Genomic DNA, 26,499 nt, shown 5'->3' with positions numbered 1-26,499 from the left:
TCCCCGCACCCATCGCACCCATTCCCGTTGGTCGATTTGGGCAGGAAGGTAAGGGAGGCAGGTTCACCCTTCGTTAAGCGCGTTCCCGCACCGGCACGGGTTCAGCCGCGATAAATCGGCGCGCCGGAGGGGGCGCCCGTGGTGCCGCCGTCCACCACGATCTCGGCGGCGGTGATGTTGGAGGCATCGTCCGAAGCAAGGAACAGCACGGTCTTCGCCACTTCCTCCGCCTCGCCGAGCCGGCCGAGCGGGATCGCACGGGCAAGCCCGGCGTCCAGCGCGGCGCGCGCCTCCTGCGTGGGTGCAAGAGGGGACCAGATGGCCGTGCGCGCCGCGCCGGGCACGACCACGTTCACCCGGATGCCGCGCGGGGCGAGTTCCGACGCCAGAACACGCGACATCGCCCGCACGCCGGCCTTGCTGGCGGCATAAGCCGACCAGCCGGGCGCGCCGAGCACGGCCAGCACCGACCCATTCAGCACCACCGACCCGCCCTTGGCGAGGAACGGCTCGGCCGCCTGCACCGTGAAGAACACGCCGGTCAGATTGGTGCTGATGATCTTTTCGAAGGTCTCGACGCTCGCCCGGCCGAGCGGCGTGGAGCCGCCGATTCCGGCATTGGCGAACACGATGTCCAGCCCGCCGAAGGCTTCCGCCGCCTGTTTCACGGCGGCGGCGGTGGCGTTGAAATCGTCCACATCGGCCTGGAGCGCCAGGAGGTTCGGGCCGAGCTCGGCCGCGGCGGCGTCCAGGGTCTCCTGGTTCCGCCCCGTGATCGCGACTTTCGCCCCCTCCGCGATGAAGAGGCGGGCGGTGGCCAGCCCGATGCCGCTATTGCCGCCGGTGATGAGGGCCCGCTTGCCTGAGAGACGCATTTTCAGCTCCATTAGTTGGTTGCATTTTGAAACCGAATGGACGTTTAGCGTCTTTGGTTTTATAATGCAACCAGTTTGATGATGATCATCATGGAAAAGCGTCCGCCGGGGCGCGGAGAGGAAAGCCGTGAAACGCACGCGTATGGACGAAGCCACCTGCCCCATTGCCCGGACGCTGGACGTCGTGGGCGATTGGTGGTCGCTGCTGATCGTGCGCGATGCCTTCCTGGGCAAGCGTCGGTTCGGGGAATTTCAGAAGAGCCTAGGGGTCGCCAAGAACATCCTCTCGGCCCGGCTGAAGACGCTCGTCGCGGATGGCATTCTCGCCAGCGTTCCCGCCTCGGACGGCAGTGCGTTCAACGATTATGTGCTGACGCCGAAGGGCCGCGACCTGTTTCCCGTGGTCATCGCCCTGCGCCAATGGGGCGAGAAATACGGCTTCTCCAGCGGCGAGAGCTTTCCGCCGCTGGTGGATGCCGCCTGCGGCAAGCCCATCGCCCCGCTGGAAGTGCGGGACGCCGTGGGAAAGCCCCTCGCGCCGCAGGACACGATCCTGCTGCCGCTGCCTCAGGAGGCGTAGGGATTGGCCTTTTCGCGCAAGGTCATGCGAATCGGCACACCCGGCAGGTCGAACGCCGCGCGCAGGCTGTTCGAGAGATAGCGCAGATAGCTGTCCGGCACCGCGTCGGTGCGCGAGCAGAAGATGACGAAGCTCGGGGGGCGGGCCTTCGCCTGCGTCATATAGCGGATCTTCAGCCGCTTGCCGGAGACCGCCGGCGGCGGATGGGTGTCGGTGGCCTGTTGCAGGAAGCGGTTGAGCGGATTGGTGGGAATGCGGATGTTCCACACCCGGTAGGTTTCCGCGATCGCCTCCACCAGCCGGTCCAGCCCGCGGCCGGTGAGCCCGGAAATCGGGATGATCGGCACGCCCTTGATCTGCGGCAGCAGATGGTCCGCCTCCTCCCGCAGCCGGCTCATGAGGCCGGTATCGGGCACGAGATCGGATTTGTTGAAGCCGATCACGATCGCGCGGCCCTCGCGCTCCACCAGATCGGCGATGCGCAGGTCCTGTTCCTCGAACGGGCGGGTGGCATCGATGAGCACCACCACCACCTCGGCGAACTTCATGGCGCGCAGGGCATCGGCGGCGGAGAGCTTCTCCAGCTTGTCGTCGATGCGCGCGCGCTTGCGCAGGCCGGCGGTGTCGAACACGTCGAGCCGGCGGCCGCGCCATTCCACTTCCACCGAGATGGAATCGCGGGTGATGCCCGCTTCTGGCCCGGTCAGCAGCCGGTCTTCGCCCAAAAGGCGGTTGATGAGGGTGGACTTGCCGGCGTTGGGCCGCCCGAGCACTGCCACCTTGATGGGGCGCTTCGCGCGCTCCTCGTCGGTTTCCTCGCGCTCGTCCTCGTCGTCTTCCGGCTTCATGGTGTGGGCGGGAAGCGCGTCGCAGATGGCGTCATAAAGATCGGACAGGCCCTCGCCATGCTCGGCGGAGAGCGGGATCGGCGTGCCGAGGCCGAGCGCATAGGCTTCCATCGAGCCCGCCTCACCGGCTTTCCCCTCGCTCTTGTTGGCGACGAGAATGGTCGGCTTGCCGGATTTGCGCACCAAGGCGGCGAACGCGCGGTCCGTAGGGGTGAGGCCGGAACGGGCATCCACCATGAACAGCAGCGCGTCGGCGTCCCCGATGGCGGCCTCGGTCTGCGCCCGCATGCGTCCTTCGAGGCTCGCAGGGTCAGCTTCCTCCAGCCCCGCCGTATCGACGATGCGGAACGAGAGGTCGCCGAGGCGCGCATCGCCCTCGCGGCGATCGCGGGTCACACCGGGGCGGTCGTCCACCAGCGCGAGCTTCTTGCCCACGAGACGATTGAACAGGGTCGACTTGCCCACATTGGGCCGGCCGACGATGGCGAGGGTAAAGGACATGGTTTTTTAAGCTCGGCGCACGCGCGCCCTAGAGTCAGTTGGTGCCCGGCGCGGCCGCGGAGGCATTTGGCTTGGCGGCCGAGATCGCGTCAAGCGACACATTGGCGTTGGAGGGCTGGTCCAGCGGCGCGGAGGCGGTCACGCCCGGCACGCCATTGGGAAACACCGGCTCGCGCGTTCCCGAAAGCGGGGTCTTGCGCTCCTGGAACGGGTTGATCTTGTCGAAATCGAAGCCCGCGCAGCCACTGAGGCCGAGCAGCAGAGAGCCCGCAAGAAGGAGACGCAGCGGCCGGTTCATGGGGAAGCTCCTCATTTCGTGGCACCGCCGCCTTCCGCCGGGCCGGGAACGGCGGCAGACGGGGCGGCGGGCGCCGGTTCGGCGGGTACCGGTGCGGATGCGGCGGCGGATGCGGGTGCGGACGCAGCCGGCGCGGCGGCGGCGGGAGCCGGCACGGCAGCAGGCGTCTCCTTGGCGGCCTTCGCCTCGGCGGCCGCTGCTGCGGCTTCCGAAGCCGGCGCCGGCTGGGCGGCAGCGGCGGTCAGGGTGCGGATCAGCTCCATGCGGTTGCGCACGCCGAGCGGAACTTCCGGATCGTCGATAGCCTGCTGGGCGGTCTTGTTGGCGTCGGCGAGGTTCCCGGCCTTGAACTGCGCCAAAGCAAGCAGCTCGCGCGCCGAATGGCGCAGCCCGCCCGTACCGTCGGCGAGCGGCTGGAGCTGCGCCTTGATCTCGGCCAGTGGCGCGGTATCCACCTGCAGGAGAGATGCGCGCACGCTGGCAAGGTCGCGGAGCACGGGCGGCAAGGTGCCGTCATTTGCGAGCGCCATGAAGGCGGCGACCCCGGCCGGCTTGTCCTTGGCACCGATTTCGCCCGCCGCGCGGAACCGCGCCAGGGTGCGATAGCCCGAAGGTCCGTCCTTGGCGAGCGCCTCGAAGGCGGCCTGCGCTTCGGCGGCCTTGCCATCTTCGGCAAGGGTGCTGGCCGCCTCAAAACGGGCGCCGGCGGCCTGCGCCTTCTGCAGGCTGTAATAGCGATAGGCGCTATAGGCGCCGGCGGCGGCGATGATCGCGACCACCAGGATGATGAAATAGATGCCGAAGCGATCCCATACCCGGCGCAGCCGGTCGCGCCGCAGGTCTTCTTCGATCTCGTGGAAAATGTCGGTCATGAATGGTCCGCAACAGGCACGCGCCGAAAGGGGCCGGACAAAGCCCAGGCCAAGGGCGCGTAAACTAGCCATGCGGCTGCATCGTGGCAAACCCTTCCGGGCTGTCGCGACCCGAAGCGGCTAAAGTTTTGCCCGCACATGATCCAGGAACAGCAGCAGCAGACCCGCGAGCAGCCCCCAGACCGGCGCCCCGAGGCCGAAAGCGGAGACTCCGGACACGGTGGTGGTGAAGGTCGCGACCGCCGCGATCCGGCCTTTTTCCTCGGCGAGCGCGGCCGTGAGCGCGCCCGTGAGGGGAGACAGCAGCGCAAGCCCGGCGATGGTCGCGATCAGCGCCGGCGGCAGGGCCGCGAACACCGCGACCATCGTGGCGCCGAATCCGGCCAGGATGAAATAGAACAGCGCATAGAACGGCCCGGTGAGGAATCGCTTGGCGGGGTCAGGGTGGGCGTCCTTGCCGGTGCAGATCGCCGCCGTGATGGCGGACAGGGTCACCGAATGGGAGCCCACCGGCGCCAGGATCAGCGAGGCCAGCCCGGTCGCGGCGAGGATCGACCCCGTGGGCGGATGATAGCCCGAGGCCCGCAGCACGGCGAAGCCCGGCAGATTCTGCGCCGCCATGCTCACCAGGAACAGCGGCAGGCCGAGCCCGAGCATCACCGCCGGGTCGAACACCGGCGAAACCAGGGTCAACTGCGGCATTTCCCAGCCGCCGGTGAGCGGCGTGTTGAGGCCGAAGGCGAACACGCCCACACCCCCGGCAACCAGCACCGCCAGCACCGCCCAGCTCGGCGAGAACAGCCGCACCAGGAAAAACAGCGCCAGCAGCGGCAGCACCAGGGCCGGGCTTGCCGCCGCATGGTCCGCCACCGCCATGACGAATCGCGCCAGCACGCCGGCCAGCATCGCCGCCGCGACACTCACCGGGATGCGCGCCACGAGACGCCCGAGCGGGCGGATGGCGGCGCACAGCATCACCAGCACCGCCGACAGCAGAAACGCGCCCACCGCCGCCTGCATGCCGACGCCGGCACCAAAGCCGGCGATCAGCGCGGCGCCTGGCGTCGACCATGCGGTGACGATGGGCATGCGATGGCGCAGGCTGAGATAGAGCGTGCTTCCCGCCGCGCCGAGACACACGGCCGCGACCCAGGATGCGGTCTGCCCGGGCGTAGCGCCCAGCACCGCCGCCGCCGACAGAACCAACGGCACGGTTCCCCCGAAGCCCACCAGCGCCGCCACCAGAGCGGCGATGACCACCGACAGGCGCAGCGCCGGCCCTTCACCTTGCCCGTGCGGATGGGTTTCGAGCGGCGCGTTCACGGCCGGCTCAGCGATCCTGCGCCCGAAGCACAGGCTCCAGCGCCATCAGCGCCTGCCGCCGCGCCCGCAGGCCCAGCGGCTCGTCCACCGCGAAATCGAGCGACATGAAGCGCACGAACACGAATGTGCGCCCGCCCTTCTCCGCCCAGCCCACGAACCAGCCGAAGGGCCGCGTGCGATCCAGCGTGCCGTCATTGAGCTGGAGGAAGCCGGAGCCGGTCTTGCCGTAGAGCAAATAGCCCGCCGGCTCCTCCGGCACTTTCAGCAAGGCGACGGTCTTGTCCACGGCATCGGCGCTGACGGGAAGTTCGCCCTTCAGCATCTTGCGCAGGAAATCGACCTGCTCGCGCGGCGAGATCTGGAGCGAGGAGGACAGCCAGGCGCGGATCAGCCCGTTGTCCTTCCCCGGATCGCCGGAGAGATTCTCGTTGCCATAGACGAAGGCCTTCACATAGCCGGCGAATTTTTCCGCGCCGAGCGTGCGGGTCAGGACCTGCGAGTACCAGACGACGGAATTCTTCATCCAGCTCTGCGGCGTCTGCGGGCCGGCCCAGGTCTCCTTTTGCGCCCCCTCCCCTTCCGCGAGCCCCGGCTCGGTGGTGAACACCGGCGCCGTCGCGCTTTTCAGGATTAAGCTGTCATAGCCCATGAGCGCCAAGGCGATCTTGAAGGTGGAAGCGGGCGAATGCCGGCTTGCGCACAGCCCCTGCTTGGCCACCACCTGGGCGGTCTTCAGCTCGGTGACGAGAAGGCAATCCTCCGCCGCCGCGGCGGGACGGGCGAGCGCCGTCGCCGCGATCAGAAACAGTCCGAGGATGCCCAGCCCGCGCCGCCCGCGCACGCGGAATTCGCGCACGCCGAACAGCCCCCGCGCCGCGTTTTCGGTGAGGAAGGCTGCGATACCGTCCGCTGGCCGGCTCACGCCTTCTGCACCTTGGGCGCATAGGTGTGCTCGGGGCCGGGGAAGGTGCGTGCACGCACCTCGTCGGCATAATTGGCCACCGCCTGTTCGATGGCGGGACCCAGCTCGGCATATTTCTTCACGAACTTCGGCACCCGCTGGCCGAGGCCGAGCATGTCCTCGAGCACCAGGATCTGGCCATCGCACGCCGGGCTGCCTCCGATGCCGATGGTGGGGGTGGAAATTTCCTGCGTGATGCGGCGGGCCACCGGCTCGGCCATGGCCTCCAGCACGATGGCGAAGGCGCCGGCCTCGGCGACAGCACGGGCGTCCTCGACGATGGAAGCGGCTTCCGCATCGTCGCGGCCGCGCGCCTTGAACGAGCCGAGCGTATTGATGGCCTGCGGCGTCAGGCCCACATGGCCCATCACCGGCACGCCGCGGTCCACCAGGAAGCGGACGGTCTCGGCCATGCGCACGCCGCCTTCCAGCTTCACCGCGCCGGCGCCGGTTTCCTTGAGCACGCGGGCGGCGGTGTGGAAGGCCTCCACGGGACTTGCCTCATAGCTGCCGAACGGCAGGTCCACCACGATCAGCGCCCGCTTCGTGCCGCGCACCACCGCGCGCCCGTGCACGATCATCATCTCCACCGTGACCGGCACGGTGGTTTCCAGCCCGTGCATCACCATGCCCAGGCTGTCGCCGACCAGGATCACATCCACATGGCGATCGAGCAGCTGAGCGGTATGGGCATGGTAGGAGGTCAGGCTGACGATGGGGTCCCCGCCCTTGCGCGCGAAGATTTCCGGCGCGGTGACGCGCTTGGCGTCGGCTTGGATGGACATGACGCGTTCCTCGATATGTTTTTGCTTGAAGCCTGGGTGGGCGGGAACCGGCGCGCTGCCCGCCCGAAAATTCAGCCCATGACGGGCACGCCGACGACATAGGGGTGGAAGACGAAGGCCAGCAGGAGATAGGCGACCAGCCCTCCAGCCACCGCCAGCATGTCTCCCCGATAGCCCTGCGGCGCCACCGGCAGCGGATCGCCGCGGCGCTTCAGCGAAATGCGGTCATAAACCGCCCAGGCGAGCACCGAGCCGAACAGGACGATGGAGGCGATATCGCCATTGGACAGCAGATGGGCCAGCGCCCAGATCTTCACCGCGACTAGCAGCGGATGCTTGAGCTTCGCCTTGATATGGCTCGGCACATAGGCCGCAACACCGGCAATGGCGGCGAACAGCATCAGCAGCATGGTGATGTGGCGCATGAACAGCGGCGGATCCCACACCGGGGCCGAGCCCGCCGCCCGCCACAAGGCGAATCCATAGGCCGTCAGCAACAGGCCGCTGACCGCCACGAGCGAGAAGAAGCCCTTGTACTGCCCCTCGCCGAGACGGGCGATCAGTTGCGCCCGCACCCCCCGGAGGCTGATCAGCACATGGACGCCCAACAACAGGACGAGCCCGAACAGCATCATGTACATGCGCGCATTCCTTGCCCGACACCCCCACCCGTCTCGCACCGCGCGTCCGCTCACACGGACGTGCCTTTGCGCAGGGCGTGGCGACATTAGAGCATGTCCACGAAATGTCGATCAGGAATTGATCGGGGCACACCCATATAAGATATTGATATCGCTATATATATCTTAAATGCTTCGAGTCCGGCCCAAGCTTTGGGGCGGTGCGGAGCGAGATCGGCCGTCCCTCGCAGGGCGCCCCTGCGCCGGACGCATGGAGGAAGCGTGCCGGCGGGTCTTTGAATCGTCGCCCGGCCATGGTATGCGCCACCGCCAACTCGATAACGCAGCCGGGACGAGCTTTTCCGCGGCGTTTCCTTCTTCCCGGCCGGATCTCCGGCCGCGCTCATATCAAGGAGTTGGCCATGTCGTCGCCCAGCGTGCCCGGCTCGATCCACCCCATTTCCGGTTCGCCCTTTCGCGAAGCGCTGACCTTCGACGACGTGCTGCTGCTGCCCGGCCCGTCGGAAGTCATGCCCGGCGATGCGAAGCTGATCAGCCGCCTCACCTCCACCATCACGCTCAATATCCCGATCCTGTCCGCCGCGATGGATACGGTGACCGAATCGCGCCTCGCCATCGCCATGGCCCAGGCCGGCGGCATCGGCGTCATTCACCGCAACCTCACGCCGGAAATCCAGGCCGAGCATGTGCGGCAGGTGAAGAAGTTCGAATCGGGCATGGTGGTGAACCCCGTCACCATCCATCCCGACGATACGCTCGCCGATGCCCTGGCGCTGATGAAGCGCTATTCCATCTCCGGCATTCCGGTGGTGGAGCGCGGCTCCAACGGGCGCGGCGGCAAGCTGGTCGGCATCCTCACCAACCGCGACGTGCGCTTCGCCACCGACCCCACCCAGCGGGTCGCCGAGCTGATGACCAAGGACAAGCTCATCACCGTGGATGAGGGCGTCAACCAGAGCGAAGCCAAGCGCCTGCTGCATCACCACCGCATCGAGAAGCTGCTGGTGGTGGACAATGATTATCGCTGCGTCGGCCTGATCACGGTGAAGGACATCGAGAAGGCGGTCGCAAATCCCAATGCCGCCAAGGACGAGCAGGGCCGCCTGCGCGTCGCCGCCGCCACCACGGTCGGCGAGGATGGCTACGAGCGCACCGAGCGCCTGATCGACGCCGGCGTGGACCTGGTGGTGGTGGATACCGCCCACGGCCATTCCCGCAAGGTGCTGGACCAGGTGGAGCGCATCAAGCGCCTCTCCAACACCACCCAGATCCTGGCCGGCAACATCGCCACCGCCGACGGCGCCAAGGCGCTGATCGATGCCGGCGCGGACGCCATCAAGGTGGGCATCGGCCCCGGCTCCATCTGCACCACCCGTATCGTCGCCGGCGTCGGCGTGCCCCAGCTCACCGCCGTGATGGATGCGGTGGAGGCGGCCCAGGCCACCAACACCCCGGTGATCGCCGACGGCGGCATCAAATATTCCGGCGACCTCGCCAAGGCGCTCGCCGCAGGCGCTTCCTGCGCCATGATCGGCTCGCTGCTCGCCGGCACCGACGAGAGCCCGGGCGAAGTGTTCCTGTTCCAGGGCCGCTCGTACAAATCCTATCGCGGCATGGGCTCGGTGGGCGCCATGTCACGCGGCTCGGCGGATCGCTATTTCCAGGCGGAAGTGCGCGACACGCTGAAGCTGGTGCCGGAAGGCATCGAGGGGCAGGTCGCCTATAAGGGTCCGGTTTCCGCCGTGCTGCACCAGCTCTCCGGCGGCCTGCGCGCCGCCATGGGCTATGTGGGCGGCGCGGACCTGACCGAATTCCGCGAGAAGGCGCGCTTCGTGCGCATCTCCTCCGCCGGCCTGCGCGAAAGCCACGTCCACGACGTGACCATCACCCGCGAGAGCCCGAACTATCCCATGAGCGGGATCTGAACGGACGGCGCGTGCGCTGACGGACATTCCGTCAGCGGTCGCACCTCCGGATCGAAAAAAGCCGAGGCTGCATGCCTCGGCTTTTTTATTGCGCGATTGTGCAGGCTGAAGGCGCGCCTGGGTCGTCGCCTTCGCTCCGGCCCGTGCCCTTATTCCGCCGCCTCGCGCCGGGTGGGATCGTAATTGAGGATCGGCGCGAGCCAGCGCTCGCCCTCCTCCACGCTCCAGCCCTTGCGGGTGGCATAATCCTCCACCTGGTCGCGCTCGATCCTTCCGACGCCGAAATAGGCGCTCTCGGGATGGGAGAAATAGAGGCCCGAGACCGCCGCGCCGGGCCACATGGCATAGCTCTCGGTCAGTTCCAGGCCGATCTTGTTGGTGGCATCCAGGATCGAGAACAGCGTCCCCTTCTCCGTATGGTCGGGCTGGGCCGGATAGCCCGGCGCCGGACGGATGCCGCGATATTTCTCCAGGATGATGTCGTCGGTGGAGAGCCCCTCCTCCGGCGCATAAGCCCAGAACTGGGTGCGCACCAGATGGTGCATGCGCTCGGCGAAGGCCTCCGCCAGCCGGTCCGCCAGCGCCTTCACCAGGATCGCGGAATAATCGTCATTGGCGTGCTTGAAGGCGTCCGAGCGGGCGGCCTCCCCAAAACCGGTGGTGACGGCGAAGCCACCCACATAATCCGGCACGCCGGTTTCCAGCGGCGCGATGAAATCCGACAGCGCCAGGTTGAAGCGTCCCTCGCGCCGGGCCAGTTGCTGGCGCAGGGTGTGCAGGGTGGCCAGCGGGGTCTTGCGGGTGTCGTCGCGGAACAGGACGATGTCGTCGCCGATGCTGTTGGCGGGCCAGAAGCCCACCACCGCCTTCGCCGTCACCCACTTCTCCTCCACCATCTGGGCCAGCATGGCCTGCGCATCCTTGAACAGGCTGCGCGCCGGCTCGCCGATGACGGGATCCTCCAGGATCGCCGGATAGCGGCCGGACAATTCCCAGGATTGGAAGAACGGCGTCCAATCAATGAACGGCACCAGATCGGCAAGGTCGTGGTCCTCGAACACGCGGGTGCCGATGAAGCTGGGCTTTGGCGGCAGATAGGTCGAGAAATCCAGCTTCAGTCCGTTGTCCCGCGCCTTCGCCAGCGGCACGCGCTGCTTGGCGGCATCGGCGCGGGCATGGGCGTCCGCCAGCTTCACATATTCCGCCTTCACGTCGGCCATGTAGGAGGAGCGGGTTTCCGGGTTCAGCAGGTTCGCCACCACGCCGACCGCGCGGCTCGCGTCGGTGACATAGACCGCCTGCCCGCGCTCATATTGCGGGGCGATCTTCACCGCCGTATGGACGCGCGAGGTGGTGGCGCCGCCGATCAGCAGCGGCACCACGAAGCCCTCACGCTCCATCTCGGAGGCAACCGACACCATTTCGTCCAGCGACGGGGTGATGAGGCCGGACAGGCCGATCACATCCACATTCTCGCGCTTGGCCGTCTCCAGGATCTTGGCGGTGGGCACCATCACGCCGAGGTCGATGACCTCGAAATTATTGCACTGCAACACGACGCCGACGATGTTCTTGCCGATGTCGTGCACATCGCCCTTCACCGTCGCCATCAGGATCTTGCCGGCGGAGGAGGATTCGGTGGTGCCGTTGTCCAGCTTCTCCTGCTCCATGAAGGGCATGAGATAGGCCACCGCCTGCTTCATCACGCGGGCGGACTTCACCACCTGGGGCAGGAACATCTTGCCGGCGCCGAACAGGTCGCCGACCACGTTCATGCCGGCCATCAGCGGGCCTTCGATGACGTGCAGCGGACGGGCCACCTGTTGGCGCGCCTCCTCGGTATCGGCATCGACGAATTCGGTGATGCCGTTGATCAGCGCATGGGCGAGGCGCTTGTCCACCGGCCAGGTGCGCCAGGCGAGATCGGCTTCCTTCTTCTCCTTGCCGGCGCCGCCCTTGAAGCCTTCGGCCAGGGTCAGCAGGCGCTCGGTGGACTCCGGATCGCGGTTAAGAACCACGTCCTCGCACGCTTCGCGCAGCTCGGCCGGGATTTCGTCGTACAGCGCGAGCTGGCCGGCATTGACGATGCCCATGTCCATGCCCGCCGTGATGGCGTGGTAGAGGAACACGGCATGCATCGCCTCGCGCACCGGTTCGTTGCCGCGGAACGAGAACGACAGGTTGGACACGCCGCCCGAGATATGGGCATGCGGCAAGTGTTCGCGAATCCAGCGCGTGGCCTCGATGAAATACACGCCATAGGGCGCGTGCTCCTCGATACCGGTGGCGACCGCGAAGATGTTGGGATCGAAGATGATGTCCTCGGCCGGGAAGCCGAGTTCCTCGGTGAGGATCTTGTAGGCGCGGGCGCAGATCTGGGTCTTGCGCTCGAACGTATCGGCCTGCCCCTGCTCGTCGAACGCCATCACCACCACGGCGGCGCCATAGCGGCGCACGAGGCGCGCCTGCGCACGGAAGCTGTCCTCCCCCTCCTTCATGGAGATGGAGTTCACGATCCCCTTGCCCTGGATGCACTTCAGCCCGGCCTCGATGATCGACCACTTGGAGCTGTCCACCATCACCGGCACGCGGGAGATATCCGGCTCGGCGGCGACGAGGTTGAGGAAGGTGACCATGGCCTTCTGGCTGTCCAGCAGGCCTTCGTCCATGTTGATGTCGATGACCTGGGCGCCGTTTTCCACCTGGTCGCGGGCGACATCGAGCGCGGCGGGGAAATCGCCGTTGGTGATCAGCTTGCGGAACCGGGCCGAGCCGGTGACATTGGTGCGCTCGCCCACGTTCACGAACGGGATCTGCGGCGTTAGCTCGAACGGTTCGAGGCCCGACAGGCGCAGCATGGGCGGTAGATCGGGCACGGCGCGCGGCTTATGGACGGAGACCGCCTTCGCCACCGCGGCGATATGGTCCGGCGTGGTGCCGCAGCAGCCGCCGACGATATTGACGAGGCCGGAGGCGGCGAATTCGCCCACCAGGACCGCCATGGCCTCGGGGCTCTCGTCATACATGCCGAATTCGTTGGGCAGGCCGGCGTTGGGATAGGCGCACACCAAGGTGTCGGCCACCTTGCCGATCTCGGCGATATGGCCGCGCATCTCCTTGGCGCCGAGCGCGCAATTGAGGCCGATGGAAAACGGCTGGGCGTGGCGCAGCGAATACCAGAAGGCCGCCGGCGTCTGCCCGGAAAGGGTGCGCCCGGAAAGGTCCGTGATGGTGCCGGAGATCATCACCGGCACGCGATAACCCAGTTCGTCGAACAGCCCCTCGATGGCGAAGATCGCGGCCTTGGCGTTCAGCGTGTCGAAGATGGTCTCGATCAGCAGCAGGTCGGAGCCGCCGGCCAGCAGGCCGCGCGCCTGCTCGCCATAGGCCACGGCCAGTTCGTCGAACGAGGTGGCACGGAAGCCGGGGTCGTTCACGTCCGGCGAGATGGAGGCGGTGCGATTGGTGGGGCCGATGGCGCCGGCGACGAAGCGGGGGCGCCCGTCCTGCGCCTGCGCCTGCGCCGCCGCTTCCTTGGCGAGGCGCGCGCCTTCCACATTCAGCTCGTAGGCGAATTCCTCCATGCCGTAATCGGCCTGGGCGATGGTGGTGGAGGAAAACGTGTTGGTCTCGACGATGTCGGCGCCGGCCATGAAATACTTCAGGTGAATGGCGCGCACGTCATCCTGCCGGGTCAGGTTCAGCAGGTCGTTATTGCCCTTCACATCCCGCGGCCAGTCGGCGAAGCGCGCGCCGCGATAGCCGGCCTCGTCCAGCCTCAGGCCCTGGATCATGGTGCCCATGGCCCCGTCCAGCACCAGGATGCGCTCGCGCGCGGCGGCATGGAGGGTGGCGGTGGTCTTTTCTCGGGTGTCGGTCATGGTGCACCACTGATCCCGTCTGGGAAGCCTTGAATCGTCTGCTCGGGAAAGCGGCCCGGACCGCTCGGGACGGCACCGCCGCCCCGCATTAAACGCAAAACATCACACCGCGATGGCCTGTGGCGCCGAGCTGGCCACGCCCGTGTCGCGAAGACCGAGCAGGTGGCAGATGGCATAGACCAGGTCGGCGCGGTTCAAGGTGTAGAAATGGATATCGCCCGCGCCGCGATCCACCAGGTCGGTGGCCTGCTCAGCGGCGACGGCGGCGGCGATCAGCTTGCGCGTCTCGGGATCATTGTCGAGCCCCTCGAAGCGCTTGGCGAGCCAGTCCGGCACGCTCGCGCCGGTGCGGGCGGCGAAGTTCGCGGCCTGCTTGAAATTGGTCACGGGCAGGATGCCCGGCAGGATCGGAATGTCGATGCCGCGCGCGCGCACCTTGTCCAGATAGCGGAAATAGACATCGTTATCGAAGAAGAATTGGGTGATGGCGCGGGTCGCCCCATTGTCCACCTTCTCCTTGAGATAATCGATGTCGGCATCGATGCTCGGGCTCTCCGGGTGCTTTTCCGGATAGGCGGAGACGGAAACCTCGAAATCCCCGAGCCTGCGGATGCCCGCGACGAGATCGCAGGCATGGGCATAGCCGTCCGGGTGCGGCTCATACGTCGTGCCGACCCCGCTGGTGGGATCGCCGCGCAGGGCGACAATGTGCTTCACGCCCGCCTTGGCATAGGCGCGGACCACATCGTCGATCTCGGCGCGGGTTGCGGCGACGCAGGTGAGATGGGCGGCTGGGGCAAGATCGGTCTCGCGCACCAGCCGCTCGACGGTGGCGTGGGTGCGCTCGCGCGTGGAGCCGCCTGCGCCGTAGGTCACGGAAACGAAGCGCGGCGCGAGCGGCGCGAGGCGGGCGACGCTGGTCCAAAGGTTGCGCTCCATCTCCTCGCTTTTGGGCGGGAAGAATTCAAACGAGACGCCCACCGGCGCCTTGCCAATTTCCCGGCTCGCACGGATCGGCCCGGCCATCACGCAACCTCTCTCTGTTCTTGGGCTTCGGCCACACGCGGATCGCGGGCGAGCCATAGGGATACGGTCAGCGCATCGCCGCCGCTCCGCTCGGGGGCGAGCAGGCGATGCATCGTCGGCACGAGACCGGCCTGGCCGAGCCAGGCCTCCACCGCCTCGGCGGAGAAGCCGAGCCGGCGGTGGGCATGGGCCTCGCGCAGGAATTCCAGATCGTGCGGCGCGAAATCGATCACCAGCAGGCGTCCGCCGGGCCGCAGCAGGCGCGCCGCCTCGCGCACCGCGCGGCCGGCGTCGTCCAGGAAGTGCAGCACCTGATGGATGATGATGGCATCGAAGCTCTCGCGCGGCATGGCGAGATTGTAGATGTCGCCCTGGCGGACCGAGCAATTGCGGATGCCCGCCTGCTCCAGATGGGCGCGGGCGATGCCCAGCATGTCAGGAGAAAGATCGACACCCACGCCACGGCCGATTTCGGGCGCGAACAGCTCCAGCATGCGGCCGGTGCCGGTGCCGAGATCCAGCAGCGCGTCAATGGGCCGTCCGGACAAGGCCTCGCGAACCGCGGCCTCAACCGCCGTCTCGGGCACATGAAGGCTGCGGATGGCATCCCATTGGTCGGCATGGGCGGCGAAATAGATCTGCGCCGCCTGGGCGCGGGCGGCCCGTACCTCGGCGAGGCGCTCGAGGTCGCGCCGCGCCACGTCGTCCAGCGGGTCCAGCAGCTGGAGCAGGATGGCGGCAAGGCCCGCGCCCGGCCCTTCCGCGGCCCGGCGATAAAACATCCAGCTGGCTTCGCGATGCCGCTCCACCAGGCCGGCATCCGCCAGCAGCTTGAGGTGGCGCGAAATGCGCGGCTGGGATTGGCCGAGAATCTCCGTCAGGTCGGACACCGTCAGCTCCGCTTCGCCGAGCACGGCGAGCAGGCGCAGGCGCGTGTCTTCACCTGCCGCCTTCAGCCCCTCGAGGAGGACGGCGTAGGATAGCGGCTTCGCCGTGAGATCATGGCCAACTAAAGACATAAAGATATCTTTATATTGATCCGCGCTCATTTTCAAGCGGCGCGACCGTCACCCTGCTGCAACGCATTCCAGGATTGCACCACGATTAGGTTATCCGTGCGTCTTTGCGTTGCGCCGCCGTCGAGCGAGCGTTACGAGTTCAAGGGAACACTCGGTGCCCTCAAGTGGTTATGGAAGCGGCGGGGGATCATGGTTTCGCGGGCTTAATTCATCGCACGGGCACTTGACGCCCTGGCATGCAAGCCTCGCAAGACCATGGGATGAAAAAATTCCGACCGTTTCCAATTTCGTCACGTTTCAGGATTAACAACGAATCCCATGACGCTGCGCAACACACTCCTCTCCGCCCTTGGGATCTCCGTCCTGGCTGCCTCCCTGGCTGCTTCGGCACAGGCTCAGTCGGTCCAGAGCCGGTATTATGTCCCCGCGGCCGCCGCGGTGGACGAGGACGCGACCGGCGCCATCGCTCCCGAGCCTGCGGGAACCGTCCCCGGGTATAATGATCCCTATGCCCGCCCCGCGGCGCGCAACGAGGCCGTGCAGAGCGCGCCCATCGCTCCGCCGCCGGGCAGCGTGCAGGCGCCGTCCTATGCGGCGCCCGGCTATGCCCAACCGGCGCCTCAGCAGGGGTATTCGCAGGGCGCGCCCGTTCAGGCCGCAGCGCCCAGCAACCAGCCGATCTCGATTGCACCCCAGGGCAGCTACGCCCCGCAAGGCGGCTACGCCGCCCAGGGCGCCCATGGCTCCGCCGTGCCGCAGGGCTATGTGCAGCCCCAGCCCGGCTATGCCCAGCAGCCGCAGGGCTATGTGCAGCCGCAGGCTTCCGACGAGCCCCCGACCTCCGCGCAGCAGGATGCCTTGCGCGCTCAGGCGCTCCAGCAGGGCTATGTGCAGCCGCAGCAAGGCTATGTCCAACCCCAGCAGGGTTATGTGCAGCCGCAGACGGCGTCTTATGGCGGCGCAGCCCAGGCATCGGCCAGCGCGCCGCCGTCCGGCGTCTACGGGGCCAATGCCGCCGTTGTTCCCGGCACGCAGGAAGCGCCCTCCGGCCCGCGCATCGAGGATGTCGATCCGAGCGAGCCGGTGCCGGAGCGCTTCCGCCGCCAGACGGTGGATTTCCCGAGCACCCAGCCCGCCGGCACCATCGTTATCGATACCTCGAACACCTATCTCTATCTGGTGCAGGGTGGCGGCAAGGCGATCCGCTACGGTATCGGCGTGGGCCGCGACGGCTTCACCTGGGCCGGCACCGAGAAGATCACCCGCAAGGCGGAATGGGCCGACTGGCGCCCGCCGGCGGAAATGATCACCCGCCAGCCCTACCTGCCGCGCTTCATGGCCGGCGGCCCCGGCAATCCGCTCGGCGCGCGCACGCTTTATCTCGGCGGCACCGTGTATCGCATCCACGGCACCAACGAGCCGCAGACCATCGGCAAGTTCGTCTCCTCCGGCTGCTTCCGCATGCTGAATGCGGACGTGGAAGACCTGTTCGATCGAGTCAAGGTGGGCACCAAGGTCGTGATCATGCCCAAGACCGGCGGCGCGCAGGCCAATGCGGGATCCAGCTCCCAGAGCCACTGATGCGCCGGGCCTTGAGGCCTTTGGAATTGAAATTGAACGAGAAGCGCGCCCCTCCGGCGCGCTTTTCTTTTAAGTCGCCGCCATGACGCCCCGCCTCATGAGGACTGGGGCCCGTCCGCACGGCAGGCCGGCGCTCTTTCATTGAACGGGGATGGACATGGCCGGCACGGACGACGAAAGACGCAGGGCTTCCGCCCCGATTGCGATCACCCTGCGGGATGCCACGCCCCACGACGAAGCACGCTGGCGCGATCTCTGGGCGGGCTATACGTCCTTCTATGAAACCGATGTGCCGGACGATGTGACCGCGCACACTTGGGCGCGAATTCTCGATCCCGCCTCGCCCATCTCCTGCCGCCTCGCCGAGTGCGCAGGCAAAGTGGTGGGCTTCGCCATCAGCGTGCTGCATCCCGGCACCTGGGGCCATGGGCCGCGCTGTTATCTGGAAGATTTGTTCGTTGATCCCACGGTGCGCGGCGGCGGCATCGGCCGGGCCTTGATTGGGGATCTCGTGACGCGCGGCCGGGCCGAGGGCTGGACGGAGCTTTATTGGCACACCAAGGCCAGCAATTCCGTCGCGCGCCGCCTTTATGATTCGTTCACGCCGGCCGACGCGTTCGTGCGCTATTGCGTGCCGCTCGCCTGAGTGAGCCCCTGCCCCCACCCCGGCGCAAGATGGGCGCCGCCCGATGCGCCGGCCGCATGTTCCCTGAAAGCGGCAAAAGTCATCACCGGCCAGTCCGACACGTCGAGGTCGGTCAGGCTCTCGAACGCTCCCATCTCTCTCTCCAATAGGCTGGATATCAGCGCATTGTCCGCCTCCGAGGGATGGCACGGCCATATCCTCTGCGGGCGCTCGAATTCGCGCTTGGCAGCCATGGGCGGAAAGCTGCTCAGGCCGAGGAAGGCGGCGATGCGCGCCAGCGTCGTTTCCGGATCGCGCGCCAAGTCCTGCGAGCGCAGGAACAGCAATTGGTCGGCGGGAAAATGCGCCAGCGCCCGTCGCACCTGGGAGCCATAGAAGCCGCGCTCCACATAGCTGAACCGCCGCCATGCCCGCGTCAGCGGCGCGTCCGGCGGCAGGCGGGCGCGGCCCTCCCGGATGGCCTCGGCAAACATCATGTCCTCCTGGCCGAGGGCATAGTTCATGCACCAATGGGACCAGGCGCGCTCGCACGGGTCGCGAAACAGAAAGATCAGTCGCGCCTTCGAATTATAAGCCCGGATACGCGCCATTGCCGGCGGCCAGAACATATAAACCGGCGTGGCCTCGAACCGCAGGCGCGCACCGTCCGTCCGAAATGCGGCCTCCAGGAGGCCATAGTCCGGTTGCCGCCAGTCGATCGCCTCGTTGTCGAAGAAATGAAGCTCCTTGCGGTCCGGCGCGGCTAGGTCGGGGTGCGCGCCCAGATATTCGAACAGGCTCGTGGTCCCGCTTTTTTGAACCCCGCACACAAACGCCGAGACGACCTGCGACACCCGCGCCTCCACCCCCTTCGCGCTCGTGGCGCATGACACAGGGCCGGCGGACGCTTTTGTTACATTGTTATGAAAGAATGCGCCGGCCCGAAATGGAGTATCGGTGGCTGCATTTTATATATCAAGGGGTGCATTCGCTGTTTCAATGCAACTTTGTATGCTGCATCGCACCATACGCCGTCCTACACGAGGCTCGCGGCGACGTTCACCCCCAGCGCAATCACCGCCGCATTGAAGATGTAGGAGGCGATCTGATGCCCCAGAACCACCCGGCGCAGGCGGGGCGAGGGAATGGTGATGTCCGCGGTCTGCGAGGCGGTGCCGATATTGAACGAAAAATAGAGCAGATCCCAATAATCGGGCTGCGCATCGCCGGGAAACACGAGCATGGGCGAGGCATCGGGGTGGGAGGAATAATATTCCCGCGAATAATGCAGCGCATAGATCGTATGAAGGAACAGCCAAGAAAGCAGCAAGGTGCCCACCGCCAGTCCGACCCGCTCCGGCGAGGAACTGCCGTCGGCCCCGTGATGGCCGCTCGCCATGATGACCGCCACCAGGCTGATGCCGGCGCACAGCAGCGAGGCGATCAGAATGACCGGCCCGCCCTCGTCGTCGATGCCCGCATGGATGCTCAGCATCTTGGCGTCGGTGCGCACCACCAGCACGCCCACGAGGCAGAGCCACACAAAAACGGCGATGTCCCAGGAGATCAGCGCGCCCATCACGCCCTCCGCCAGGCCGGTGCGGATCAGGATGACGAAGGTGAGGATGCCGATCAGGATCGAAATGAACAGGCGCACATGCAGCCGCACCACGCGATGGCCCACCCAGAGCCCGGCGATCTCTGCCGCGCGGCGCTCGGCTTCCGCTTGCTCCTGGGCGGCGCGGCGTGAACGTTTGGTCTGCGTCATCAACGGGTTTCCAGCCTGCGGCGAATCGCGCCGGTAAATTATGCTCCCCCCGGGGACACCCCATTGCGTCTTAGCATTGCACGCAGGGGGCGGATATGATCGCCTGCGGACGGCATTCCGCTGCCGGAGCACCAATCATGCCCACCAGCCTTTCCTCCCCCACCGCCAAGCTTCACATCACCGAGATCCGGACCAGCTGGGGCTGGTTCGTGGCCCTTGGGATCGCCTTCGTGGTGCTGGGCTTCATCGCGCTCGCGCATCTGCTCACCTCCACGCTCGTCACCGCGCTCTATGTCGGCGCGCTGGTGCTGGTCGCCGGCATCGTCGAGATTCTCCACGCCTTCCGCGTGCAGAGTTGGGGGCGCTTCCTATTCTGGCTGCTGGGCGGCGTGCTCTACGTGATCGCCGGCGGGCTCATCATGTATCAGCCGCTGCTCGCGGCGGGTGTAATCACCTTGATGATCGGCGTGTCGCTGGTGGTCGGCGGCGGGTTCCGCATCTTCGCTGCGATCGGCGCGCGCCCGGCGGCCGGCTGGGGATTTCTCGCCCTCTCGGGCGTAATCACCTTCCTTCTGGGCGTGATCATCATTGCCGGATGGCCGGTGAATTCGGTATTCCTGCTCGGCCTGTTCCTGGGCATCGATCTGATCGTGAACGGCGTCACCACCGTCCTGTTCGGGTTCGCGCTGCGCCAGAAGGCGCCATAGGACGCCACGAAGGAGAGCGGCATGGCCGCGTTGTTTTCCGGCACTGCGCGACGCGCCTGCGGCGTCGCGCTGCTGGGCCTGCTTGCCACGCCCACCATCGCGCAGACGACCGCCTGCCCCGTCCAGCCGCCCCAGGCCGCCCTCAGCGTGCCGCGCGCGGCCGCAACATTCGCGCGCACCAAGGCGATCACCATCGTGGCGATCGGCTCCTCCTCCACCACCGGGGTCGGCGCCTCCGATCCCTCGCGCACCTATCCCACGGTGCTGGAGGCGGAATTGCAGGCGCGCTTCCCCGGCACGCAGATCAAAGTCGTCAACAAGGGCGGCAATGGCGAGGACGTGCCGGAGAATCTCTCCCGCTTCGACCGCGACGTCGGAGCGCTGAAGCCGGATGTGGTGCTTTGGCAGGTGGGCACAAATTATGTGCTGCGCAGCTTCGGCCTGGGCAATTTCGGCGCGCAGCTGCGCACCGGCATCGCCGCCATCCGCACTTATGGCGCTGATCCGGTGCTGATCGACCTGCAATATTCGCCCTGGGTGAATATCGACGCCGACACGGGGCCGATGCTGAAGCTGATCGCCGAGGTCGGGCAGCAGGAGAATGTCCCGGTGATCGCCCGCTACGCCATGATGAAGGCCTGGAAGGAGCGCGACGGCGTGCCCCTCTCGCAGATGATCATCCTCGACGGCCTGCACCTGACGGACTGGAGCTATAAATGCTTCGCGCAGGCGGTGGCGGCGCGACTTGCCGCCGGCCTTGCCCAGGCGCCGCGCCCCACGAAGCCCGGCGCGGGCGCGCTTCCCGAGCCGCCGGCCCCCGCCATGCGCTGAGCCGGCGATGCGCTGAACCCGCATGCCCCGCCACCTCACCCGGCCCGCAAGACGGGCCGGGGGCCATCAGACGATCAGGTCGCGATATTCTTCAACGGTGGCGTCGGGCGCGAGGCGATAGATGATGGGCGCGCCGGTGGCGAGTTCGCGCTTCACGATGCTTTCGGGCGTGTGCCGCTCCAGCACCATCACTAGCGCCCGCAGCGAATTTCCGTGGGCCGCCACCAGGGTACGCCGGCCACGCAGCACGCTCGGCAGGATCTCCTGCACATAATAAGGCAGCGTCCGCGCCACGGTATCGCGCAGGCTCTCCCCGCCGGGCGGCTGAATATCGTAGGAGCGGCGCCAGATATACACCTGCTCCTCGCCCCAGCGCTGGCGCGCGTCATCCTTGTTGAGACCCGAGAGGTCGCCATAATCGCGCTCGTTCAGCGCCTGGTCGGCGATGGTCTCGATGCCGCTAAGACCCATCTCCTCCAGCATCAACGAACAGGTGCGCTGCGCGCGGCCAAGGGCGGACGTGTAAGCCAAGTCGAAGCTCAACCCTTCCGCGGCGAGCAGGCTGCCAGCGCGCTGCGCCTCCGCGACACCCTTCTCGGTCAAGCCCGGATCGCGCCAGCCGGTGAAGAGGTTCTTGAGGTTCCACTCGCTCTGTCCGTGACGGACGAGGACGAGAAGCCTTTCCATGGACGCATTCCTTGAGCGAAGAGCCGCGGCCGGGCCTTGGGAGTGGGCCGCCGGAGGGCAGATTGATTTGTCGGCGCGACTGATAGCACGTCCGCGCCGGCGAACTCAAAAGTCATGGTGCTGCGGAGGGGTCAGAAGTCCGCCAGCCCAAGCACATCTGCCATGCTGTAGAGGCCGGGCTCGCGGCCCCTGGTCCAGCGGGCGGCGGTGAGCGCGCCGTGGGAGAAGATGGAGCGATCCTCGGCCTTGTGTACCAGTTCGATGCGCTCCGCCGGCCCGGCGAAGATCACCTGGTGCTCGCCGATCACCGATCCGCCGCGCAGGCTGGCGAACCCGATGGCGCCGGACCGGCGCGGACCGGTGACGCCGTCGCGGCCGCGCACGCAGTAATCCTCAAGGTCCACGTTGCGGCCGGCCGCCGCCGCCTCGCCCAGCAGCAGCGCGGTGCCGGAGGGGGCATCCACCTTGCGGGCGTGGTGCATCTCGACGATCTCAATATCGAATTCCTGCCCCAGCGTCGCCGCCACGCGCTTGGTCAGCGCCGCCAACAGGGTCACGCCGAGGCTCATATTGCCCGAGCGGACGATGACCGTGCGCCGCGCGGCAGCGGCGATGGTGGAGAGATCGGCCGAGGAAAAGCCGGTGGTGCCGATGACATGGGCGATGCCGGCTTCCGCCAGCGTTTCGGCCAGCCGTACCGACGCCGAAGGCGTGGTGAAATCGATCACCACGTCGGCGCCGTTCAGCACCCGCGACACATCGTTGCGCACGGTCACCCCGGAGACGCCGATGCCGGCCAGAAGGCCCGCATCCTCGCCGAGATGGGGGCTGTCGGCGTGCTCCAGCGCGCCGACCAAAGCGAATCCCTCGGTTTCGAGCACCGCGCGCAGGAGCGAACGCCCCATGCGGCCGCTGGCCCCGGTGATGACGACACGCAGATCCGACACTTGGCTTGGCTCCCCCCGGCGATCCGGGCTTATTGTCTTATGCGGGCTGCGGGCCGCTATAGCCGGGCGCGACGATGAGGTCCACGTCCGCAGCACCTTCGCGCAGCCGCACCGACTTTTGATAATCGTCCGATTCGTAGCAGGCGAGCGCCGTCGGAACATCGTCGAAAGCCAGCAGCACGGTGCGCTGGCGGCCGATGCCCTCCAGCAATTCCTGCCGCCCGCCGCGCGCCAGGAAGCGCGGCTTGAATGCCGCCGTGCCACCCGCAGCCGCATAGGCGCGATAGGCGTCCTGATTGATGATATCGATCCCCATGATCCAATAGCCGGCGGGCGTCTCTCCCGAGGGCGGCGCCTCGACCGGGGGCTCGACACCTTCCACGATCATCACGTCGGCGATGGAATAGGGCTGGCGCAGCGCGAGCGCCGTTTGATATTCAGGCGAGAAATAGCAGGCGCGGGCCGCCTCGAAGCTCTCGAATTCGATCACCACATTGCGGCCGCGCGAAATGCCTTCCTTTGAATGGATCTCGCCGCCCCGCACCAGGAAATGCGCCTTGTGGGCCGCGAAGGGCTCGGCATTCGCCTTGGCATATTCCGCATATCCAACCGGATTGACCACGTCGACACGTGCGATCCAATAGCCCTTGGCCATTTCCGCCCCTTCCATCCCGCCCCGCTCGGGCGTTTGCGCGCCGGCGACCATCCCACAGCAACGCCCATCTCGTCGAGGGATCAGGCCCCGGCGATGTCCTTCAAAATCGCCTGCGCCGCCGCGACCGGGTCCGGCGCGGCGATGATCGGGCGACCGACCACGATCTTGTTCGCGCCGGCCGCAATGGCAGCGGCGGGGGTCGCGATGCGCTTCTGGTCGCCCACGTCCGCGCCGCTCGGGCGCACGCCGGGCGTCACCACAAGGCCGTCCGGCCCGAGGATGCTGCGCACGGTCGCCGCGTCGGTGGGGGCGCAGATAACCCCGGCAATGCCGGCTTCGCGGGCCTGAAGGGCGCGCAGGCGCACGGTCTGGCTGACACCGCCGCCATAGCCGGCCGCCGCGAGATCGGCATCGTCATAGGAAGTCAGCACCGTCACGCCCAGCACTTTCAGGGCGCTGCCCTTGGCGCCTCGGGCGGCGGCGGCGAGCGTCTGGGGATAGGCATGCACGGTGAGCAGCGTGACCCCGCGCGCGGCGGCAGCGGCCGTGGCGCGCTCCACGGTGTGGTCGATGTCGTGGAGCTTGAGGTCCAGGAACACCTTCTTGCCGGCGGCGATCAGGTCGCTCGCCAGATCGAGGCCGCCGGCGATCGTGAGTTCAAGGCCGATCTTGTAGAAATCGACCGTATCGCCCAATTGCCACACCAGCGCTTCCGCCGCCGCGACATTGGGGAAGTCCAGGGCGACGATGAGCTTTTCGCGCACCGCTTCGGTCTCGGAAGTCGATCCGGATGTCATGGGGTGAGAGCCTCCTCCATGGCGCGCCAGCGGTCGGGCGTGCGATCCGGCGCGGATTGAAACCAGCAGCCTCCGCCCACAGGCGGCTGGTCATGCGCCCGGGAGATCGGATAGCCCGCGAGATGGCACAGAAGCAAAGTGCCGACCCCGCCATGGCCGACGAAGATCGGCGGTGTCTGCGGCGCATCGGCGAGCGCGGCCGCAACTTCGCGCACGATCCGCGCCTGGGCGTCCACCGCGCGCTCCCAGCCGCGCACGCTCTCGTGCGGGTGAGCGAAAAACTGATTGGCGACCGCCTGGAATTCCGCTTCCACCAGATAGCCGGTGGCCGAGCGGTCATTCTCGTGCATGGCCGGGCGCACCTCGACCGGCAGGCGAAGCGCCTCCGCCAGAAGGGCGGCGGTCTCCTTGGCCTTCACCTCGTCGCTGGAGACGATGCGTCCGAAGGCCAGCAGCGCCGGATCGTGGGCAAAGGCGCGGGTGCGCGCGATGCCGATGTTAGACAACCCCCACAGCGGAACCGGGAGGTCCGCATCCACCTTCACCTGGGGATGGCTGGCATAAAGAAAAGGCGTCACGGCCGCCGATAGGCCCACACGCGGGCAGGCGGCAGGTTCAGCCACACGCGCGGCGAACGCTCGCCATTGATGCGCCCATTCTTGAGCGGCACGGGCGAAACCACGGCATAGGTGAACTGGATGAACGGCGCATCGCCCACGCACAGGTCGAACGCCTCATTCACCATGCGGTCGCGATCCTCGGGCGAGCGGGTGAACAGTGGCAGCGAGGAGATGGTGCCGACGGCCGGACCGGGCAGGACCCCGTTCAGCGTCTTGCGCATTTCGTAGGCGTCACCCTGAATCACCGTGACGCCCGGATAACGACGGCGCAGAAGAGCGCAGAATTCCGGATTATACTCGATGAGAAACAGACGTTCGGGCGCGAATCCCCGCGCCAACAGCGCCCGCGTCACCGGCCCCGTGCCGGGTCCAAGCTCGATCACCGGGCCGGGAACCGCGGGGTCCAGATAGCCAGCCATCATCCGGGCAAGGGCCTTGCCGGAGGGCGAAACCGCGCCGGTTTTCAAGGGATTCTGGAACCAGGACTGAAGGAACCGCAGTTCGTCGTTCATGCGGGGCTTGCGCAATTCGCCGCCATGGTTTTGGGACTGCAGCATTCGCGGGCTCCGCGCCTGGGCCAGATAAGTCTTCAGGCACCGCGATTAGACGGGAAAAGAGTTCCGGTCAAGGCAAGGCGCGATGGGCAGATCGGTATCCCGATAGTATCGCGCCTTGCCTCCGTAAGGTCATAGCTTGAGGAAGGACGTCAGTTCCGAGCGAAATTCCGGCTCGATATCAGGACGCATGAGCGCATAAGCGACATTGGCCATCAAGAACCCGATTTTGGAGCCACAATCATACACCGCGCCATCGAAAGTCACGGCGAAGAATCGCTCCCGCTCCATCAGCTTCAACATCGAATCGGTGAGCTGGATTTCTCCGCCGGCCCCCTGCTCCTGCTTTGCGAGCAGATCGAAAATCGTCGGCTGCAAAATATATCGGCCGGAAATGGCGAGGTTGGTCGGCGCCGTTCCCCGCGCCGGCTTCTCCACCATCTGCGTAATCTCGGGCACGAAACTCGGGGCAGAGGACGTGCCGACGATACCGTATTGATGGGTCTGATCATCCGGCACCTCGTAAACGGAAATAACGTTTCCGCCCGTGCGCTCATAGGCCTCGACCATCTTGGCAAGGCAGCCCTTGCCGTTCTTGGGCAGGTGCAGCATGTCGGGCAGCAGCAGCGCGAACGGCTCGTCGCCGATCAGGTCGCGCGCGCACCACACCGCATGCCCGAGGCCGAGCGGCAATTGCTGCCGGGTGAAGGAGGTCGTGCCGGCCTTCGGCGTATCGCGGTCGAGCTGTTCCAGCTCCGCGGTCTTGCCACGATCCATAAGCGTCTTTTCGAGTTCGAACTGGCGGTCGAAATGATCCTCGATGACCGCCTTGTTGCGCCCCGTGACAAACACGATGTGCTCGATGCCAGCGGCGCGCGCCTCGTCCACGACATGCTGCACGACCGGCCGGTCGACGACGGTCAGCATTTCCTTCGGCACCGCCTTCGTGGCGGGCAGGAAGCGCGTACCAAGGCCGGCAACCGGCAGGATGGCTTTCCGCAGAGGCTTCGGCATGGAATGGGCACCATTCAGTTTCGGGGATAAGAGCTTTTAGCACGCAGGTCCCGGGCCCGGCAAAGCACTCAATCGTCGTTCTCGCCATGGCCGCCCGATCTTGTCGCCCGATCTTACCGCCTTGGTTTTGCCGCCTTGGTCTTGCCGCATCGCACGATTGCCTCTGACCTGACTCGGG

General features: G+C 66.8%; 26 protein-coding genes. 6 read left to right on the top strand and 20 right to left on the bottom strand.

Going from position 1 to position 26,499, the window contains the following annotated elements:
• Positions 1–101: 101 nt before the first annotated feature.
• Positions 102–875, bottom strand: a complete 774-nt coding sequence (locus tag V5G24_RS02955; RefSeq protein WP_394079393.1) for an SDR family oxidoreductase — start codon at positions 873–875, stop codon at positions 102–104.
• Positions 876–1,002: 127 nt separating this feature from the next.
• Here V5G24_RS02955 and V5G24_RS02950 point away from each other — a divergent pair, with 127 nt between their 5' ends.
• Complete coding sequence (locus V5G24_RS02950) at positions 1,003–1,455, top strand: winged helix-turn-helix transcriptional regulator (protein WP_445322298.1); 453 nt, start codon at positions 1,003–1,005, stop codon at positions 1,453–1,455.
• Here the strand turns inward: V5G24_RS02950 and der are convergent.
• The 7 genes from der to V5G24_RS02915 all read right to left on the bottom strand — a co-directional run bounded on the left by der (position 1,443) and on the right by V5G24_RS02915 (position 7,684).
• A complete protein-coding gene (gene der, locus V5G24_RS02945; RefSeq protein ID WP_394079391.1) occupies positions 1,443–2,804 on the bottom strand; it encodes a ribosome biogenesis GTPase Der in 1,362 nt (453 codons plus the stop codon). The genes V5G24_RS02950 and der overlap by 13 nt on opposite strands.
• A 34-nt stretch (positions 2,805–2,838) precedes the next feature.
• The gene (locus V5G24_RS02940; RefSeq protein ID WP_394079389.1) at positions 2,839–3,102 is read right to left on the bottom strand and encodes a hypothetical protein; all 264 of its coding nucleotides are present in this window, start codon (positions 3,100–3,102) and stop codon (positions 2,839–2,841) included.
• Between the two features lie 11 nt (positions 3,103–3,113).
• Entirely contained in the window at positions 3,114–3,974 is an 861-nt protein-coding gene (locus V5G24_RS02935; RefSeq protein ID WP_394079387.1) for a tetratricopeptide repeat protein, read from the bottom strand.
• A gap of 120 nt (positions 3,975–4,094) precedes the next feature.
• Positions 4,095–5,246: a benzoate/H(+) symporter BenE family transporter gene (locus V5G24_RS02930; RefSeq protein ID WP_394080337.1), complete on the bottom strand. Its 1,152-nt coding sequence runs from the start codon at positions 5,244–5,246 to the stop codon at positions 4,095–4,097.
• Positions 5,247–5,304: 58 nt separating this feature from the next.
• A complete protein-coding gene (locus V5G24_RS02925) occupies positions 5,305–6,219 on the bottom strand; it encodes a penicillin-binding transpeptidase domain-containing protein (protein ID WP_394079385.1) in 915 nt (304 codons plus the stop codon).
• On the bottom strand, positions 6,216–7,043 hold the full coding sequence (panB, locus tag V5G24_RS02920; protein ID WP_394079383.1) for a 3-methyl-2-oxobutanoate hydroxymethyltransferase: 828 nt from the start codon (positions 7,041–7,043) through the stop codon (positions 6,216–6,218). The genes V5G24_RS02925 and panB overlap by 4 nt, the downstream gene beginning before the upstream one ends.
• A gap of 71 nt (positions 7,044–7,114) precedes the next feature.
• The gene (locus V5G24_RS02915) at positions 7,115–7,684 is read right to left on the bottom strand and encodes an NnrU family protein (RefSeq protein ID WP_394079381.1); all 570 of its coding nucleotides are present in this window, start codon (positions 7,682–7,684) and stop codon (positions 7,115–7,117) included.
• A gap of 401 nt (positions 7,685–8,085) precedes the next feature.
• On the opposite strand from V5G24_RS02915, the gene guaB reads away from it, so the two are divergent.
• Positions 8,086–9,609, top strand: coding sequence for an IMP dehydrogenase (gene guaB / locus V5G24_RS02910; protein ID WP_394079379.1), 1,524 nt, complete (start codon positions 8,086–8,088; stop codon positions 9,607–9,609).
• 149 nt (positions 9,610–9,758) lie between these two features.
• Here the strand turns inward: guaB and metH are convergent, their stop codons facing one another.
• The 3 genes from metH to V5G24_RS02895 form a co-directional block, all read right to left on the bottom strand.
• Complete coding sequence (gene metH / locus V5G24_RS02905) at positions 9,759–13,490, bottom strand: methionine synthase (RefSeq protein ID WP_394079377.1); 3,732 nt, start codon at positions 13,488–13,490, stop codon at positions 9,759–9,761.
• A gap of 102 nt (positions 13,491–13,592) precedes the next feature.
• Entirely contained in the window at positions 13,593–14,516 is a 924-nt protein-coding gene (metF, locus tag V5G24_RS02900) for a methylenetetrahydrofolate reductase [NAD(P)H] (protein ID WP_394079375.1), read from the bottom strand.
• Positions 14,516–15,535 carry an ArsR/SmtB family transcription factor gene (locus V5G24_RS02895; RefSeq protein WP_394079374.1) on the bottom strand — a complete coding sequence of 340 codons (1,020 nt, stop codon included), beginning with the start codon at positions 15,533–15,535 and terminating at the stop codon, positions 14,516–14,518. Before V5G24_RS02895 ends, metF begins: the two co-directional genes overlap by 1 nt.
• A gap of 318 nt (positions 15,536–15,853) precedes the next feature.
• On the opposite strand from V5G24_RS02895, the gene V5G24_RS02890 reads away from it, so the two are divergent.
• Entirely contained in the window at positions 15,854–17,116 is a 1,263-nt protein-coding gene (locus V5G24_RS02890) for a L,D-transpeptidase (protein WP_394079372.1), read from the top strand.
• A 157-nt stretch (positions 17,117–17,273) separates the two neighbouring features.
• A complete protein-coding gene (locus V5G24_RS02885) occupies positions 17,274–17,762 on the top strand; it encodes a GNAT family N-acetyltransferase (RefSeq protein WP_394079370.1) in 489 nt (162 codons plus the stop codon).
• Here the strand turns inward: V5G24_RS02885 and V5G24_RS02880 are convergent.
• Positions 17,741–18,595: a sulfotransferase family protein gene (locus tag V5G24_RS02880; RefSeq protein WP_394079368.1), complete on the bottom strand. Its 855-nt coding sequence runs from the start codon at positions 18,593–18,595 to the stop codon at positions 17,741–17,743. The two genes, V5G24_RS02885 and V5G24_RS02880, sit on opposite strands and share 22 nt — an antisense overlap.
• Positions 18,596–18,777: 182 nt before the next feature.
• The gene (locus V5G24_RS02875) at positions 18,778–19,509 is read right to left on the bottom strand and encodes a DUF1345 domain-containing protein (RefSeq protein WP_394079366.1); all 732 of its coding nucleotides are present in this window, start codon (positions 19,507–19,509) and stop codon (positions 18,778–18,780) included.
• 137 nt (positions 19,510–19,646) lie between these two features.
• Here V5G24_RS02875 and V5G24_RS02870 point away from each other — a divergent pair, with 137 nt between their 5' ends.
• Entirely contained in the window at positions 19,647–20,216 is a 570-nt protein-coding gene (locus V5G24_RS02870; RefSeq protein WP_394079364.1) for an HdeD family acid-resistance protein, read from the top strand.
• A 21-nt stretch (positions 20,217–20,237) separates the two neighbouring features.
• Complete coding sequence (locus V5G24_RS02865; RefSeq protein ID WP_394079362.1) at positions 20,238–21,047, top strand: SGNH/GDSL hydrolase family protein; 810 nt, start codon at positions 20,238–20,240, stop codon at positions 21,045–21,047.
• A 66-nt stretch (positions 21,048–21,113) separates the two neighbouring features.
• On the opposite strand, the gene V5G24_RS02860 is transcribed toward V5G24_RS02865, so the two are convergent.
• From V5G24_RS02860 to galU, 7 genes are all read right to left on the bottom strand, one after another.
• The gene (locus V5G24_RS02860) at positions 21,114–21,734 is read right to left on the bottom strand and encodes a 2,3-bisphosphoglycerate-dependent phosphoglycerate mutase (protein ID WP_394079360.1); all 621 of its coding nucleotides are present in this window, start codon (positions 21,732–21,734) and stop codon (positions 21,114–21,116) included.
• Positions 21,735–21,865: 131 nt separating this feature from the next.
• The gene (dapB, locus tag V5G24_RS02855) at positions 21,866–22,681 is read right to left on the bottom strand and encodes a 4-hydroxy-tetrahydrodipicolinate reductase (protein ID WP_394079358.1); all 816 of its coding nucleotides are present in this window, start codon (positions 22,679–22,681) and stop codon (positions 21,866–21,868) included.
• 37 nt (positions 22,682–22,718) lie between these two features.
• A complete protein-coding gene (locus tag V5G24_RS02850; protein WP_394079356.1) occupies positions 22,719–23,351 on the bottom strand; it encodes a DUF1330 domain-containing protein in 633 nt (210 codons plus the stop codon).
• A 65-nt stretch (positions 23,352–23,416) separates the two neighbouring features.
• Positions 23,417–24,133 (bottom strand): orotidine-5'-phosphate decarboxylase, encoded by a 717-nt coding sequence (pyrF, locus tag V5G24_RS02845; protein ID WP_394079354.1) that lies wholly within the window; start codon positions 24,131–24,133, stop codon positions 23,417–23,419.
• The gene (locus V5G24_RS02840) at positions 24,130–24,711 is read right to left on the bottom strand and encodes a histidine phosphatase family protein (protein ID WP_394079352.1); all 582 of its coding nucleotides are present in this window, start codon (positions 24,709–24,711) and stop codon (positions 24,130–24,132) included. The genes pyrF and V5G24_RS02840 overlap by 4 nt, the downstream gene beginning before the upstream one ends.
• On the bottom strand, positions 24,708–25,310 hold the full coding sequence (locus tag V5G24_RS02835; RefSeq protein WP_394079350.1) for a class I SAM-dependent methyltransferase: 603 nt from the start codon (positions 25,308–25,310) through the stop codon (positions 24,708–24,710). The genes V5G24_RS02840 and V5G24_RS02835 overlap by 4 nt, the downstream gene beginning before the upstream one ends.
• Positions 25,311–25,439: 129 nt before the next feature.
• Positions 25,440–26,321 carry a UTP--glucose-1-phosphate uridylyltransferase GalU gene (gene galU / locus V5G24_RS02830; protein WP_394079348.1) on the bottom strand — a complete coding sequence of 294 codons (882 nt, stop codon included), beginning with the start codon at positions 26,319–26,321 and terminating at the stop codon, positions 25,440–25,442.
• Positions 26,322–26,499: the final 178 nt, after the last annotated feature.

Origin of the sequence: Roseixanthobacter finlandensis (assembly GCF_043195105.2) — a bacterium.
Classification (GTDB): domain Bacteria; phylum Pseudomonadota; class Alphaproteobacteria; order Rhizobiales; family Xanthobacteraceae; genus NCEH01.
Note: the sequence above shows the minus strand (reverse complement) of the source record. Positions and strands in the feature narration are given on the sequence as shown.

Bases quoted from the DNA above. Each gene is read 5' to 3' on its own strand.
- V5G24_RS02955 (WP_394079393.1), bottom strand. From the start codon at position 875: ATGCGTCTCTCAGGCAAGCGGGCCCTCATCACCGGCGGCAATAGCGGC.
- der (WP_394079391.1), bottom strand. From the start codon at position 2,804: ATGTCCTTTACCCTCGCCATCGTCGGCCGGCCCAATGTGGGCAAGTCG.
- V5G24_RS02940 (WP_394079389.1), bottom strand. From the start codon at position 3,102: ATGAACCGGCCGCTGCGTCTCCTTCTTGCGGGCTCTCTGCTGCTCGGC.
- V5G24_RS02935 (WP_394079387.1), bottom strand. From the start codon at position 3,974: ATGACCGACATTTTCCACGAGATCGAAGAAGACCTGCGGCGCGACCGG.
- panB (WP_394079383.1), bottom strand. From the start codon at position 7,043: ATGTCCATCCAAGCCGACGCCAAGCGCGTCACCGCGCCGGAAATCTTC.
- V5G24_RS02915 (WP_394079381.1), bottom strand. From the start codon at position 7,684: ATGTACATGATGCTGTTCGGGCTCGTCCTGTTGTTGGGCGTCCATGTG.
- guaB (WP_394079379.1), top strand. From the start codon at position 8,086: ATGTCGTCGCCCAGCGTGCCCGGCTCGATCCACCCCATTTCCGGTTCG.
- metH (WP_394079377.1), bottom strand. From the start codon at position 13,490: ATGACCGACACCCGAGAAAAGACCACCGCCACCCTCCATGCCGCCGCG.
- metF (WP_394079375.1), bottom strand. From the start codon at position 14,516: ATGGCCGGGCCGATCCGTGCGAGCCGGGAAATTGGCAAGGCGCCGGTG.
- V5G24_RS02895 (WP_394079374.1), bottom strand. From the start codon at position 15,535: ATGTCTTTAGTTGGCCATGATCTCACGGCGAAGCCGCTATCCTACGCC.
- V5G24_RS02890 (WP_394079372.1), top strand. From the start codon at position 15,854: ATGACGCTGCGCAACACACTCCTCTCCGCCCTTGGGATCTCCGTCCTG.
- V5G24_RS02885 (WP_394079370.1), top strand. From the start codon at position 17,274: ATGGCCGGCACGGACGACGAAAGACGCAGGGCTTCCGCCCCGATTGCG.
- V5G24_RS02875 (WP_394079366.1), bottom strand. From the start codon at position 19,509: ATGACGCAGACCAAACGTTCACGCCGCGCCGCCCAGGAGCAAGCGGAA.
- V5G24_RS02870 (WP_394079364.1), top strand. From the start codon at position 19,647: ATGCCCACCAGCCTTTCCTCCCCCACCGCCAAGCTTCACATCACCGAG.
- V5G24_RS02865 (WP_394079362.1), top strand. From the start codon at position 20,238: ATGGCCGCGTTGTTTTCCGGCACTGCGCGACGCGCCTGCGGCGTCGCG.
- V5G24_RS02860 (WP_394079360.1), bottom strand. From the start codon at position 21,734: ATGGAAAGGCTTCTCGTCCTCGTCCGTCACGGACAGAGCGAGTGGAAC.
- V5G24_RS02850 (WP_394079356.1), bottom strand. From the start codon at position 23,351: ATGGAAGGGGCGGAAATGGCCAAGGGCTATTGGATCGCACGTGTCGAC.
- pyrF (WP_394079354.1), bottom strand. From the start codon at position 24,133: ATGACATCCGGATCGACTTCCGAGACCGAAGCGGTGCGCGAAAAGCTC.
- V5G24_RS02835 (WP_394079350.1), bottom strand. From the start codon at position 25,310: ATGCTGCAGTCCCAAAACCATGGCGGCGAATTGCGCAAGCCCCGCATG.
- galU (WP_394079348.1), bottom strand. From the start codon at position 26,321: ATGCCGAAGCCTCTGCGGAAAGCCATCCTGCCGGTTGCCGGCCTTGGT.